The following is a 13,051-nucleotide window of genomic DNA, read 5'->3' as shown; positions in this document are numbered from 1 at the left end:
GACATTTAGTGATGCATTATTTTTTAGTCATGAAACAGAGTATCATTGGGCTATGTGTATGGTATATAGTGATACATATTGGTTAGAGGATATTAATACAGAACCCCCAAATAACTATAATGAATGGGAGTCAGAGTACATTGCTAAAAAAAGTTAGCAGATAGCAGCTTTGAATTTTTAAACTAAGTTGGGGTTATAGTGCTTAAACTATTCAAAAAAGGGAAGGTCGTTAAATTATCTGTTATGAAAATAGATTTTTGAAATGAAAGAAAAAATAAATCGCGACTATGGTGTCGGAAGTAGATTGCTTGAAACGAGAGAGGCAAAATTTTCTTATGATGATGAAGGGAATCTCGTTCACAAGGTTGAAAAAAATGGTGATACGTGGAAGAAGGAAAAATGACAAAGGTACTTCAAATTTAAAGACAACAATCCTAAGATGAAATGTAGGGTGAAAGGAAATTAATGATGATAAAATTCATATATTTATCAAATGATAACGACTCAAGTGACCACTGGAATTATTGTCAAAATCATAAAATACCTTTCGTCACGGTTAAGAGAATCAACAAAACATATTATGAAGTTTTTTATGACATCACAAATTTTAAAGTGAACCATGAAGAAATATCTGAAAATACAAAAAACATTTTTATGAGTTATTCAGAATTTTTTTGTCTTCCTTTTTATGAAATTGATTCATATATAGATCAAGTGTATTTTTTTCGTTTTCCAGTTAAAGAAGGACATCAAGACATTATTTGTAGTCAGCTTTTTGAGTATTTATTGAAAAGGATAAAATAGTTTTGGTTAAACTTTTATGACTCGATATGGATGTCCAAAAGATATGCCCCAATGAAATCATAGGCTGTCACACCACAAACAAAAAAATCTAGATGAGGTAGAAGGTATGAGAAGAGAGTTGAAAATATTACCCAAAATCGGGCTAAACGAAGTAAAGCTATCTATGACATCTTCAGACTTAAACAATATCGTAGGTGAATTAGATAAGAAAAATGTCAATGGAAAAGAATTTTTTCAATATCAAGATGATTATATATTTCAATTTGTAGATGATGTTTTAGTAAGTATTTCTGTAAGTAACCCAAAGATTATTTTCTTGAATACACAAAAAATTGATTTAATGAATGAATCAAAGCAATTTTTATTCAAAGAAAATCCGTATTTTGTAGATGGATGTTATATATTTCCTCAGTACAACATGTCAATTTACGGTATAGATTTTCCTGATGATGGAATCCAATTAACAATTTATTCAGATAACCAAAAAAATATTTACGAGAAAAATATAAAAGTAGGTTTTCCATTCAGAAGTATTGAAAATCAGCAAAAAAACTTAAAATATGAAATTACTCCGTATCAATCTGTAGGATTATTAAAATTCGGCATGCAGCCGAGTGAAATTGAAAAAATATGGGGAGTTCCTTTAAAAATAAGCAAGAATAATAGAAAGGGTATAACTACTGAAAATAGGACGAATAGTCAAGCAATTTATAATGAAAAAGGACAGTTAATTCAACTAGCCTTAAATTGTAAAGAGGAAGTTTTTATTGATAATAAATTGTTATCAAAATTTGGTTCTAAATTGGATAGTTTGAAAAATGAAGAGTATTTTATAAACAGAAACTATAAAATATATTTCAAGTTTGGAATTGCATTAGATAATTTAGGAAACCTATCTTCTAATGATTTTGTTTATATTTTTTCAGAAGAGATGATTCCTTACTGGGAAGATATATATCGACCTTTAATCTAACGAATCATCAGAAGTGATATGAATACTTCGCCCCTAGTTGTTAATTGCAAAATAAAAATGCAGAGAATTGTAGCTTTACTTAATTGCAATTCTCTGCATTTTCGTAACAAATCTAACTTATTTTTGTATTTTACTATTTCAACATTACTAACTTTTTTGATTGTTCGATCAAGCAAGAAATCAATACTGACATTGAAATAATCATCATAGTCCAGCACCATCACAAACAAAACTCACAATGTCCAATACAAGCAATACCAGCCAAACACCATAGCATAGGGAATAGAGGACAGCATCCAAATGGAAATACCAAAGGTGGAGGTTTAACCCCACAAGAGAGAACTGATTTTAATAAATGGAAACAGGAATTTTAAAGAAATAACGCTGAACAAGAGAAAGAATCGAGCAATGTTAAAGCTGGATGACGGGGCTAAATAAAAAAGGAGTTAAAGAAAAATGAGAGAAGAACTGATGAAAAGAATAGAATGTTTTCTTGAAAATCATCCTGAATTAAAAGGAATACCTGCCACGCTTAAAGAGATTGCGAAAGCAGAGGAAGAACTTCAAATAAAGCTAGATGATGATTATAAAGAATTTATTAAGCGATTTGGAGGCTGTTATGCAGGAATAGCAATTCATGCCTTTTCTAATGGTTCATCCATAGGTAATGAAACTATTATTAATTTGACGAATTGGTGCAGAGAATCATTTGAAGGAGATGAGTTTTCTCCTGAAATTAACAAAAGCTTAATTTTTTCTGATGATGGTTCAGGTAATCCAATAGCAATAAATGCTAATGGTGAAGTCGTAATATACTACCACGACTCAGGAGATAAAGAAGTATTATCGAAATCTTTTGGAAATTTCGTTGAGGAGAATTTTGCTGAATGGTAATTTATGAATTACTCCCAAGCAGTTAAATTAAATTTCGGATAACTTTATCCACTAATGAAATAGCCAGTTAATAATTATCCAAAAACATATGTATGAAGCTGTTAAAAGCCTACCTTACATGAGTTTACTTGCCTGCTGATACTTCTGGAAAACATAATTTAAGGTGTGGTTAATATGAAGAATATAAAATTGATTGACTTAAAAGAAAATATAGAACGCGGAGCAATACTAAGATGTAAGGGGAAATATCCCTATGAAGATTATGTAGATTTTATGGTTGTTGAGCAACAAAAACAGTACTCATTATTAGTTGCATCTGGATATAAAGCTGGCTTAACTTTTGTACATTTACCTCAAGAGTCAATTCCAAAAGATAATGAGGGATATGCAATAGATATTAAGTGGCTGAAATTAAATTGGAATAAGTGGGGATACATTGACTGTCCAATTGATGAAGTACACATTATATACAAAGACTCCCCTAACCATTTTTATGATATTTAAAAACCACATTAATCGCAAGATGTTTGTAGTCTTCATGGTTGGTGCTAGCATTTACATTTGTAGTTATTACGTATGGTTTTAAAAAAGAGCCATATGGATTATAGGGTACATAAAGATGATCCCGTTCATCGAGCAAATAAAATGGCAAAAGGAGCAAAAGAGGTTTTAGTGGAAGGAGGAATACCTAACAGTGCTATTACTTGTACGGGTTGAATTTTATGAAAGATAGTTTAAAGCAGTTTCTTGAATATGATGATTCTGATGAGGAGTTAGCATATTACATTAGAATGAATGCAGAGTGGAATGAAGAATCATTCATAAAAATGCAACAGCTGGTTAGGAAAGTGATGGAAGACTATTCAGATGAAGATTATTATTATAAACCCCTTTGTATATTATTGCATGGAAATTATTAGAATAATAATAGGTACAATTTCACACAAAGAATTCTGTAATACGTGGCCTGAGTGTTTTACACAAGAAAGTTATAAAGATTTTATAGCAGAGAGAATTGAGCAATTAAAGTTACTTCAGAAAGATTTATTTTATTAGGATGTTGTAGTAAAAGTAATGCCCCCCTGTATTAAAGGAATCAGCAATTGATTACAAACTATTTAAGATATTGCCGACCTGGAATAGGGAAACGTTGAAATTATAGCGAAAGAAGTTTTGTTTCGGGTGGAAGTTGTAGGAATTTTCTATTCGATCCTAAGAAGATTCGAACATTTACCCTGGGTGTTTAAATTAGCTGCAAATATTTATGTTGATGTTTGAAAACTAAAATAGCGTATCTTTTTTGATGTTGCAGCTTTAAATGTTCGTGAACCTAGATTAGGGATTTTATTATTGAATTTAGATATTCTGAAAGAGGTGGACATTAGTGGAGGAAAAGATTGGAAGCTTATTATACTACAAATGCGATAATATTGATTTTGCAAAAGGTAACGGACAATTATTTACAGAGTTTGAGAATGGAGTTGCAACTAGGCAGATCAATATAATCAATAACGATATGTATATTTCTTCATCGTTGAACGATTGGAACGAAAATATTGGATTTTTATTGTACGATGGACATATCGATAGTTTAGACTTAAGTGATAGTATACCTATTACTAGATTAGAATTTGAAGGTAAGTGGAAAGAGGGAATTTTAGATCATGTTAACAAATCTCAAATAAGTTACTTTAAAGGTGATGCTTCTCTTCCTTTAGAACAAAATACACTAATCATTCATGTTGTTAACCTATTAGGATTATGGGGAAAAGGCTTTGTTCTATCTCTATCAAAGCAATTCCCGTTTGCAAAAAAAGAATATATAAAATGGTCTAATGACAAAGAAACATTTAGGTTAGGAGAAGTCCAGTTTGTATGTGTGGATCAACAGAAAACAATTTTTATTGCAAATATGCTTGCGCAAAAAGGTGTGAGGAAAAATTACAAAGATAGTACAACTTATATTGATTACGATGCACTTCGTTTATGTTTAAAAGAAGTTGCAAGATTTTCATTAATACATAGATTATCTATACAGATGCCTAAAATTGGTTCAGGGTTAGCAGGAGGGGACTGGAGAGAGATTGAAAAAATAATAAATGAGGAATTGATTTATAATAAAATTAAATGTAGTGTTTTTGAATTGTAATAAATAAAGAATATTGAAAACGTATGGGTATCTACGGAACAGCCGGTAGGATGTTGCTCTAGGTAAAGAAATGGAGGGCATAATGAGAACCAGGTTAATAGAAACAACTGTGGGTGTAATGGATGCTAGAGATGCGTTGATTTTAAAAAAGCTCATTATGGATCGATTTCCAAGAGAAGTTGAACTTTCGTTAAATTTATCAACTGCGTTGGCATCAAATATTTCTACAGAAGAACGATGCATTGATATTTCTTTCATTTTTAAAAATGTAGTCAAGTTTGGACTTTGTGGTCTTGATTACTTTAACGAAAATTTATTGGATACGTGTTTTTGTGAAGTGATTGATTCCGACTTTTTGAATCAGCAAAAGACATTAGTTGAAAAGGGGTTTAAGCATTATTTTCTTGAATGTTACGATGAAGTTATTGAAGTTGTGGCTCAAGAATACAATCTTATTTTGCCAGATGGATTTAGAATAGCTGATGAAAAAATGGATAAAAGCGTATAATTTTTTCAACCACTACAATTATTTAACAAGAGCACAGAAATCTACAACATGGAAATGTGTAGCTTTGTAGGAAATTATAAAACACATGTAAAGGGTATTATTCCATGGACATGTGTTTTTTCGTGTTTTGATTTACTGGGTTTATTCCTCCTTATCTCGGAACGATTACAGAAATAATTGTTAAATTATATATTAAGGTAAGCGTTTGTTTGAGCGCTTTTGAACAAGTATCTTGATTATGTAAGGTCGAGTGAATCGATTGCAAAGAATAAAGATGGTTCTGGTCTTGTTAAGAATGAAACAAGTTGCCTAGGTGAAAAAACGGGAGGTTTTAAGAATGTTAACTTTAAAGCCATTAAATTTTATATTCAAAATATCTACTACTGATTTAGAGTTGGTATATACAGAATCGGGTGGCGTGAGAATTGAAGTTGGTGCTATACCATTAAAGAGCATAGATAAAGAAAAATGTGTTAACATAGAAATTATTTTTTCAATTGTAGCCGAAGTTAAATGTGTAACGCTAAATTTCGATGAATCCAATTATAATGGTTTTTGTATCTCTAAGGAATCATCAATTGGAAATCACTTGGAGAATGATGAAGAGATACTTCATCAGCCAGATTCAGGATTTTATGAAGTGATAGATTCTAAACATTTACAGGAAAATATAAAGAAGTACGACCCCAGAAATAGGTTGAATTTGAAACATTATATTGTTAAAGGATATGATAGCTATATTGAATTAATAGCATCGACGTATTCTGTCAACAAGCTAAATTGATTTGTATTATAGCCCTACCGAATACGAACCAAATCTGACAGGATTGGTTCAGAAAATTCATCGTAAGGTAATCGTGGATACTTGTAAGGCATGTTAAAGATAGAAAAATTCTAAAGCACTGAAAAAACAGGATTATCCTTATCGGAGGTTAAAATTAAATGCACAAGTTAAGTAGGAACTTTGCGCTTAAATGTTATTCTATTAATAAAATATCAAGTTTATCTGAAAACGAAATAAAAGATAGACTTTGTGCTGATTACTTAGATGATAACGGAGATTCAATTGAATACAGTGATTTATACTCTGATGAAGTACAAAATTTTTTAATTAACTTCTATTGCGAAAAAATATTTGCTGGTGTTTCAAATGAATTTTTAGAAAAATTTATTAAAGACTGTTTCAAAGAAAATTACACTGTTATAGGCAAAGAAAAGGAATTTTTCAAATGTCACTGTTGTGGGTACTTAACATTAGAATCTAGAGGTGAGTATGATGTTTGCCCAGTATGTTTTTGGGAGGATGATGGCAAATCAGAAGCCTCTCAAGACAATTATAGTTATGCCAATGCTTCAACACTAAGAAACTACAGAGAGAGCAAACTCAAAGAAATTAATACAAATATAATTCCTTTTAAGAAAGGTTACGAGAATTCACAGTAGTTTCTCGCTGTAACTAAGGTTTCTATTTAGAAGCATTTTGAATGTTATTCCTATATATAGTAACACCGGAGCAATATAAGTAGGAGTTGTTTAAAGTAAAAACAGAATGTACAAGGTGATAATAAAATGGAAATTAAACAAAATGGTTTTCAAGTATTTTTCGATTGTGATTTAGATGACGAATTAGTTCAATTTGAAATGCAATCAAAAGGTTATTTATATGGTACTATTTTAAAAATAAATAATGAAAATGAATTCCAGATCAACTTTTATGATTCTACAAGGTTTAAGCAAGATGTAGATGATGAATTAAAAATGTATAGCTTCTTTTATGAGGAAAATGTTGTACTAGTAGATAAAATCACCAAAGAGAAACTATTATCCGCTATTAATGATGTATTTTTGAGGGGAGTCTATAAAAAAATGATTCCAGTTACTCGGAAATAACAGAAAATTTAAATTAAACTGTTTAGCTATAGTTACACCTTATAAAAAAATTAAAAAGCAGGGCTACTTGTTTCAAGATGAAACTTAAAAGCATGTAAAGAAGAGTATTTAAGTCCTTCTTTACATGTGTTTTTTTAGAAATAGAAATGTATTATCTCGTATGTTGTAAGCCCGAAATACAAAAAATATGCGCATCTTTCCGGACCGCACTACGAATGTCCATCTATCTGAAATTTTTTTCGAATAGATGGCTATTTTGCACATGTGGCTTGGATATTTTTCGACCAAGGCATGTATTTATTTAAAATTTGGGGTTGCTGATGGATCGGTAAATTCGGCAGCTCCATCCTTAGTTTAACTAAATGTTGATAGAAATCGATACCATTTTCTTTTGCTGTTTCAGCCGGACTCAAGCAGTGCATTCGCTTTAGCACCAGCTTCACTCACAGAAAAACGCCTGTTCTTTCGGCCAATCATATTAGTACGAATCGGATTTTCAGCTGGATTATTATCAATTCCAATCCGACCATCGAACAGAGAAACTTTTAACCCATGTACACGATTTAATATATTTTTGGAAACTTTATCCAAGGTGTTTTTTCCGAAGAATGTCGATTTATCTACCCATTCCTGAAACTTTTCGACAATCGGTTTTGATTGCTTTTGCTGTGCTTTACGACGCTTTCCTGGTGAGAGATGCTTATATTGCCGTTCTAAGCGATACAGTTGATCACAGTAATCCAAGCCGATTTTCCCATTTTTGCTATCGGCTTTCAGCCAATAACGTCGTATATGCGCCCAACAATTAGCGAATGAAATATTAGATAGCTTACCGTATGCTTATAAAATGCTATTTTTACCGCAATTATTGTCGAAATAATGTCGAAGATTGTAAAAAAATAAATACAGTATTATAAATATCACTACTCATGATGATCTTATCTGTGTATAGTTGCATAAGATAAAATGAATAATATTCTACGATAGATGAAGGGGATTACTTTTAAATGGGAAAGAAAATTGCATGGGTTACAGATACAGCAGCATTGTTAGATGAAAAGTTCATACAGGACAATCAAATTTACGTATTACCACTTAATATAGTGTTCGAAGAAGGGGCTTTACGCGAAACTGTTGATATGACACATGATCAGTTTTACGAAAAGCTACGAAATGCTAAAAAAAATCCAAAGACATCACAACCTGCTATTGGTGAAGTTGTAGACTTATATAAATCATTAAAAGAACAAGGGTATACATGTGCAATTGCAATTCATACCTCTCAACATCTTTCGGGCACTTATCAAAGCACTTTCACAGCAGCTGGTCAAGCTGAATTTGAAGTATATCCAGTGGATTCAAAAATCGGGTCATTTCCGATGATGAAAATGATTAAACTCGGTCAGCAGTTAGAGCGTGAAGGTTTTGAACCTGGCTATATTGTTGAAAGAATCAATGAGATGGCAGATAACAGTGAGCTTTCATTTATTCCGGCTAACTTATCACAATTACATAAAAGTGGTCGAGTTTCAGGGACTCAAGCATTTTTAAGTAACTTGTTGAATATTAAAGTTGTCATATCATTTGAAGATGGGAAGCCCGTTATGAAAGAAAAAGTACGCGCTACGACTAGAGCTAAAACATATGTACAAAATGTTTTAAATACAGATCTAGAAAAAAGTATTATCCCTGAAGTTGCAATTATTCACTGTAATGATGAAGAAGGCGCAACCGCTTGGAAAAAAGCTTTAGAGAACGAATATCCGCTCATAAACTTCTCCGTATTACCACTAAGTGCTTGTGTAGCGGTTCATGCAGGTGAAGGAACGCTTGGTTTAAGTTGGGTACGTCTACCAGAGCTTGCACCACTTAAGAAAAAGAAAGCTGAATTAGTTACTATATAAACATAATTGTAATCTAATGGCAGATGTAACGTTATTTTTTGAATGATAGCAGTGTTTTCATTCAGGTATGGGGGACTGGCTGTTAAATTTTGTTTGAATACGGATATTGTTATTATAGGTAATTTAGTCTTCGACGATTTGAATCATATGCGCATTTGTCGTGCGGTAGATTCCGTCGAGATAGAACGTTTCAATTGGGGAATTATCAGTGGGTGTGCCTTTGCGGGACATGCTTAGGGTAATTCCTTTTTCTTTGACTGATTTTTGATACGCATATGATGTGTACATAGAACCTTGATCGCTATGCAAGATGCAGCATTGCGGTAGAATTGATATAAAGTATCCAAAGCGAATGACGTATCTTGTGTAGAATCAATTGTTTGGACTTGGGGGAAGTTACAGAAAGAAGCATCAATTTTTTATCAAATAGCTTTGTAACCTTCATAAATAATCTTGAAAAATGTGAAGATGATTAATTCCAGAAGAGATAAAAAAGAGCCTTAGGTAAAGAAAACAGACAATTTATACAGAGGTTATCGCTTTAGCTTGTCTGTTTTTTCCTTCTACTAATGAAGAACTCAGAAACAAACAGCGAAATGGGGAAAAGATTCCTTAAAGGTATAGCAAATAAACTAGGTCATATTTAATTGGAGGAAATCAATGATTTTAAATTTTAAGTCGACACCTTTAATCACTAGAACAGAAAGAAACTTTGATGCAAATGAGATCAATACCAGTTTTCAAACGAACATACCTATGAGACTAATTGAGTTTTGGAATTTTTTTGAGGAAGTTACATTTGAAAACGGAATAAATATTTATGGTTTTAACATTGCAGTGGAAAGGAACGGGTTGTATGAAGTAAGTGTTTACGCACCAGATTATATTTTGATAGGGGATGATGGTGGAGGTCAAGGAGTGTTTTTAAAAAAGAATAGCGACCAACTAAACGTATTCTATCAAGATTTGGGTGCATTGTCGTCGCCTTTATATTCTTTAGATATTGATTTTTTTACTTGGCTTGAAAATAATCCTGTTATAGATGAAGAAGATGTTCCTTCAGTCGAACTTGATTTGATAGATGAGGTAAAAGTGTATGTTGTCAGAGTACCAAATGATGCAAATAAATTTATTATGGACATAAGAAAATGCTTTAATTTGAAACTTTCTATAAAAGATATTAGAGAAAAACTGAATGGTGTACCTTTTTTAGTGATCCAAGATATCACACTTATGAAGTATGGAAAAACAATTGAGATTTTAAATCAAAAATACAATTGTTTAGAGGTTCACAATTCAAAGAATGTGATTTTAATTAGTCCAGTAAAAAATTAAGCAAATGGCCTTCCTTAAGAAATAGAGTAATGTATAGAGAGCCAACGCTAATAAAATTAAGAGCTCCTTCCTTACATGTTGTAAAATTTGAGGAGTCTATTCCATGACCTCAAAATCATCCGCCAAATGTATCTGAAGTCTAAAAAAGCTTTTCTAGTAAAGGGAATGGTGCATGAAAGGTTAGTTGTATAGGTGAAAGGCATTGGAGGTGTTTGTCCTGGATAAAGAAGAAAATATCCACGGTTTTGATAATTATTTAAATGATGAAAAGGTATATGAAGCTTTAGAAAAATATTGGATGGATAACTTTTTTAAGTGGCTAGATACAGAAAATATTAATAAGAGCGATTGGTTAAGCCCATTTTATAAAACCACTTTCAGTAATGGGAAAAAAGTGATGGATGGAAACCCAATATTCTCAGCGAGATCTAAAAAAGATGGGAGAATAATAAGGGTTATTCAAGAAAATCCAATTGAAGGGGACGTATTTACCTCTTGGAGAAATAGTACTGTTGATGCCAAAGGTACTCTGAATGAATTAGTAATAGTTTGTACATTAAATAATGATAATTTGAAAAAGGCAAAAGGGATAATAATTAGCTGGATTGTTGGATGACTTTAATATTTTGATGGAATTTAAATATAAAACTTTCAAAAAGGTATGTAAAGAAAATATTATACCGGTAGACCATCGAATAAGCAGTTGACTTGGCTGACGAAGATGAAGAAATCATGAAGAAGGGGTTGATAATATGGGTATTGAGTACAGTATAGTTCTTGAAGATAAAGAAAAAATAGATTTGGTAATCGAGGAAATATTCTCTGTCCTAAAGTCTAATGAAATGTATAAAGATGTAATTATGGATCAAAAAGTAATTGTATTTCCATATGACGATTTTAATTGGGATCGATGGTGTACTATAGAAAATTGCAAGGATGAAATATACATCTGCACTAATGGTAACAGAAGAGTTCAAGAAATTGAGTTAATAGAGGAAGTTTGTAAAGTCATTGTAAACCTAAGTTTGCAATATGAGCTGGAAGAGATGTAATATTTACTCTTCAACCTCTTCTTAGACTAGGATTTACAGCTATGATAGGGCCACTTGATTCAGAAAACAGAACCGAATGGCGATGTGTGGAAGTACGAATACTTTGGTAATGGAATGAAGTCGCCTGAAGACATGGATTAATCTGTAGAAAGTAACTCAATGCAAAGGGGTGTAAAATCCGATAAGTTATTTGGATAATAATATGGAGAATAAAAATAACATAGTAGTTGAACGAAAAGAAAGTATTATATTTCAGTTAGACAAAAATCAGAATGTTGGTAATGGATGGATTGGTGGAAATGCCCCAGCATATTTTGACGATAAAAGTGAATTTTTTAGTGAAATTGGATCTGATTATCACTTCTATCTTTGTTTTGTAAGTCCACTAGATAAAAATAACATGGTTTCGGTCTTTATACCAAAAGAATACGAAAATCGTGTTTCAAAAAATATTTATCCAAACTGCTCATTGTACGTGTTTGAACATCCGGTTTCAAAAGAAAGTTTGGATTCCACTTATACCGAATTTGGAATTGTTAAACACTATATTTCAGAAGGTATTTTTGTAAATGAGGAACAAGCCTTTGAAACACCTTTTTTTATTAAGTTTGGTGGGAATCCCTTTCACATCCAAGAAGAAGAATATTATTACTCAGAATTAGAAAAAGATGGGTATAGTTTCTTGTGTCAAATTGATGAGGACGGTTATCCCAATGGATTATTCCATTCAGGTACAAGCCTTCCATTTGGGTTTGGTGCTGTGTATTTGTATGCAATTGTGACGGAGGATACAATAAAGAATCCAATAGTAGGATATTGGCAATATTCATAGGTTGATAAATATTCTAGTGAAATAAGTTATTTTTATAAAATAGAGGATAGAAAACGAAACTATATTTGAATAATGTACGAGGAAATCAAGTTGATGAAGACTTATTGTAAATGGAAAAACCAATTGCTAGAACACCAGCCAAGGGGATTTGCGGATGAGGTTCTCCTTTAATGCAGAAAAATTTGAAGACATTTAACTAAGGATGGAAATACTTTGAGAAAAATTTCCGGGATCAATTTTAAGAAGGAGAACTATGTCAATTAAACATTTAGAAATGTTAGAGAATCAGCTAATTCAAAGTGGCTGGTCGGTTTCAAATGCATATTCTGATCAATTGTATTATGTAACAAATGATTTTACAGTTTATTGGAAAATAACGAGAGGTATAAATAAAGAAGTTATTACTTTAATATTCCCTATTCATGGTGATTTTGGGAGAAGAAGTACTAATCTGAATGATATTTTCTATTGTGAAGAAAGTCGGAATGGCAAGATACTTTACTTTAAAAAAGTTAAGAGTAAAGAGTGGACTGTAAATCTTAAAGAGTGGGTAAGTAGTCTTATGCCGTAGTTAAGTGATTTATATGTTACCTCTTATAAAAGGTTCAATGATATGTGTTTTTAAATGGAGGAGTAGAATGAACTCAACAGTACTTGAAATTCGAAAAGAATTATTAGATAAGTGGAGTGAAGTAGAACAGAATATAGAC

17 protein-coding genes and 1 pseudogene are annotated in these 13,051 nt (G+C 31.8%); 16 read left to right on the top strand and 2 right to left on the bottom strand.

Annotated elements, in window-relative coordinates; translation table 11 throughout:
- Positions 1-262 precede the first annotated feature (262 nt).
- The 10 genes from ACMZ42_RS26360 to ACMZ42_RS26315 all read left to right on the top strand — a co-directional run bounded on the left by ACMZ42_RS26360 (position 263) and on the right by ACMZ42_RS26315 (position 7,218).
- Positions 263-403, top strand: a complete 141-nt coding sequence (locus tag ACMZ42_RS26360) for a hypothetical protein (RefSeq protein ID WP_415733334.1) — start codon at positions 263-265, stop codon at positions 401-403.
- 507 nt (positions 404-910) lie between these two features.
- Entirely contained in the window at positions 911-1,777 is an 867-nt protein-coding gene (locus ACMZ42_RS26355; protein ID WP_415733333.1) for a hypothetical protein, read from the top strand.
- A 456-nt stretch (positions 1,778-2,233) separates the two neighbouring features.
- The gene (locus ACMZ42_RS26350) at positions 2,234-2,671 is read left to right on the top strand and encodes an SMI1/KNR4 family protein (protein WP_415733332.1); all 438 of its coding nucleotides are present in this window, start codon (positions 2,234-2,236) and stop codon (positions 2,669-2,671) included.
- Positions 2,672-2,845: 174 nt separating this feature from the next.
- Positions 2,846-3,175 carry an Imm45 family immunity protein gene (gene imm45 / locus ACMZ42_RS26345; RefSeq protein ID WP_370079757.1) on the top strand — a complete coding sequence of 110 codons (330 nt, stop codon included), beginning with the start codon at positions 2,846-2,848 and terminating at the stop codon, positions 3,173-3,175.
- A gap of 218 nt (positions 3,176-3,393) precedes the next feature.
- Positions 3,394-3,591: a hypothetical protein gene (locus ACMZ42_RS26340; protein WP_415733331.1), complete on the top strand. Its 198-nt coding sequence runs from the start codon at positions 3,394-3,396 to the stop codon at positions 3,589-3,591.
- A gap of 464 nt (positions 3,592-4,055) precedes the next feature.
- Positions 4,056-4,820 (top strand): hypothetical protein, encoded by a 765-nt coding sequence (locus ACMZ42_RS26335; RefSeq protein ID WP_415733330.1) that lies wholly within the window; start codon positions 4,056-4,058, stop codon positions 4,818-4,820.
- An 82-nt stretch (positions 4,821-4,902) separates the two neighbouring features.
- A complete protein-coding gene (locus ACMZ42_RS26330; RefSeq protein WP_415733329.1) occupies positions 4,903-5,328 on the top strand; it encodes a hypothetical protein in 426 nt (141 codons plus the stop codon).
- Between the two features lie 337 nt (positions 5,329-5,665).
- Entirely contained in the window at positions 5,666-6,112 is a 447-nt protein-coding gene (locus tag ACMZ42_RS26325) for a hypothetical protein (RefSeq protein ID WP_415733328.1), read from the top strand.
- A gap of 158 nt (positions 6,113-6,270) precedes the next feature.
- On the top strand, positions 6,271-6,771 hold the full coding sequence (locus tag ACMZ42_RS26320) for a CPCC family cysteine-rich protein (protein WP_415733327.1): 501 nt from the start codon (positions 6,271-6,273) through the stop codon (positions 6,769-6,771).
- Between the two features lie 126 nt (positions 6,772-6,897).
- Entirely contained in the window at positions 6,898-7,218 is a 321-nt protein-coding gene (locus ACMZ42_RS26315; RefSeq protein WP_415733326.1) for a hypothetical protein, read from the top strand.
- Between the two features lie 399 nt (positions 7,219-7,617).
- On the opposite strand, the gene ACMZ42_RS26310 is transcribed toward ACMZ42_RS26315, so the two are convergent.
- The gene (locus tag ACMZ42_RS26310; protein ID WP_415733335.1) at positions 7,618-7,995 is read right to left on the bottom strand and encodes an IS66 family transposase; all 378 of its coding nucleotides are present in this window, start codon (positions 7,993-7,995) and stop codon (positions 7,618-7,620) included.
- A gap of 230 nt (positions 7,996-8,225) precedes the next feature.
- Here ACMZ42_RS26310 and ACMZ42_RS26305 point away from each other — a divergent pair, with 230 nt between their 5' ends.
- Positions 8,226-9,122, top strand: a complete 897-nt coding sequence (locus ACMZ42_RS26305; RefSeq protein ID WP_415733325.1) for a DegV family protein — start codon at positions 8,226-8,228, stop codon at positions 9,120-9,122.
- 126 nt (positions 9,123-9,248) lie between these two features.
- Here ACMZ42_RS26305 and ACMZ42_RS26300 read toward each other — a convergent pair.
- Positions 9,249-9,502 (bottom strand): annotated as a pseudogene (locus tag ACMZ42_RS26300) (IS3 family transposase); the annotation flags it as partial.
- A gap of 280 nt (positions 9,503-9,782) precedes the next feature.
- On the opposite strand from ACMZ42_RS26300, the gene ACMZ42_RS26295 reads away from it, so the two are divergent.
- The 5 genes from ACMZ42_RS26295 to ACMZ42_RS26275 all read left to right on the top strand — a co-directional run bounded on the left by ACMZ42_RS26295 (position 9,783) and on the right by ACMZ42_RS26275 (position 12,912).
- Positions 9,783-10,457 carry a hypothetical protein gene (locus ACMZ42_RS26295; RefSeq protein ID WP_415733324.1) on the top strand — a complete coding sequence of 225 codons (675 nt, stop codon included), beginning with the start codon at positions 9,783-9,785 and terminating at the stop codon, positions 10,455-10,457.
- Positions 10,458-10,659: 202 nt separating this feature from the next.
- Entirely contained in the window at positions 10,660-11,073 is a 414-nt protein-coding gene (locus ACMZ42_RS26290) for a hypothetical protein (RefSeq protein WP_370079772.1), read from the top strand.
- Positions 11,074-11,209: 136 nt separating this feature from the next.
- Positions 11,210-11,509, top strand: a complete 300-nt coding sequence (locus tag ACMZ42_RS26285) for a hypothetical protein (protein WP_415733323.1) — start codon at positions 11,210-11,212, stop codon at positions 11,507-11,509.
- Between the two features lie 202 nt (positions 11,510-11,711).
- Positions 11,712-12,341: a hypothetical protein gene (locus ACMZ42_RS26280; protein ID WP_415733322.1), complete on the top strand. Its 630-nt coding sequence runs from the start codon at positions 11,712-11,714 to the stop codon at positions 12,339-12,341.
- A 253-nt stretch (positions 12,342-12,594) separates the two neighbouring features.
- Entirely contained in the window at positions 12,595-12,912 is a 318-nt protein-coding gene (locus ACMZ42_RS26275; protein WP_370079778.1) for a hypothetical protein, read from the top strand.
- The last annotated feature ends 139 nt before the right edge of the window (positions 12,913-13,051 follow it).

Source organism: Lysinibacillus sp. NPDC056185, from assembly GCF_047737915.1.
Lineage (GTDB): Bacteria > Bacillota > Bacilli > Bacillales_A > Planococcaceae > Lysinibacillus.
The sequence above is the reverse complement of the archived record's forward strand: the minus strand, read 5'-3'. Positions and strand labels throughout refer to the sequence as shown.

Bases quoted from the DNA above. Each gene is read 5' to 3' on its own strand.
- ACMZ42_RS26360 (WP_415733334.1), top strand. From the start codon at position 263: ATGAAAGAAAAAATAAATCGCGACTATGGTGTCGGAAGTAGATTGCTT.
- ACMZ42_RS26355 (WP_415733333.1), top strand. From the start codon at position 911: ATGAGAAGAGAGTTGAAAATATTACCCAAAATCGGGCTAAACGAAGTA.
- ACMZ42_RS26350 (WP_415733332.1), top strand. From the start codon at position 2,234: ATGAGAGAAGAACTGATGAAAAGAATAGAATGTTTTCTTGAAAATCAT.
- imm45 (WP_370079757.1), top strand. From the start codon at position 2,846: ATGAAGAATATAAAATTGATTGACTTAAAAGAAAATATAGAACGCGGA.
- ACMZ42_RS26340 (WP_415733331.1), top strand. From the start codon at position 3,394: ATGAAAGATAGTTTAAAGCAGTTTCTTGAATATGATGATTCTGATGAG.
- ACMZ42_RS26330 (WP_415733329.1), top strand. From the start codon at position 4,903: ATGAGAACCAGGTTAATAGAAACAACTGTGGGTGTAATGGATGCTAGA.
- ACMZ42_RS26325 (WP_415733328.1), top strand. From the start codon at position 5,666: ATGTTAACTTTAAAGCCATTAAATTTTATATTCAAAATATCTACTACT.
- ACMZ42_RS26320 (WP_415733327.1), top strand. From the start codon at position 6,271: ATGCACAAGTTAAGTAGGAACTTTGCGCTTAAATGTTATTCTATTAAT.
- ACMZ42_RS26315 (WP_415733326.1), top strand. From the start codon at position 6,898: ATGGAAATTAAACAAAATGGTTTTCAAGTATTTTTCGATTGTGATTTA.
- ACMZ42_RS26305 (WP_415733325.1), top strand. From the start codon at position 8,226: ATGGGAAAGAAAATTGCATGGGTTACAGATACAGCAGCATTGTTAGAT.
- ACMZ42_RS26295 (WP_415733324.1), top strand. From the start codon at position 9,783: ATGATTTTAAATTTTAAGTCGACACCTTTAATCACTAGAACAGAAAGA.
- ACMZ42_RS26285 (WP_415733323.1), top strand. From the start codon at position 11,210: ATGGGTATTGAGTACAGTATAGTTCTTGAAGATAAAGAAAAAATAGAT.
- ACMZ42_RS26280 (WP_415733322.1), top strand. From the start codon at position 11,712: ATGGAGAATAAAAATAACATAGTAGTTGAACGAAAAGAAAGTATTATA.
- ACMZ42_RS26275 (WP_370079778.1), top strand. From the start codon at position 12,595: ATGTCAATTAAACATTTAGAAATGTTAGAGAATCAGCTAATTCAAAGT.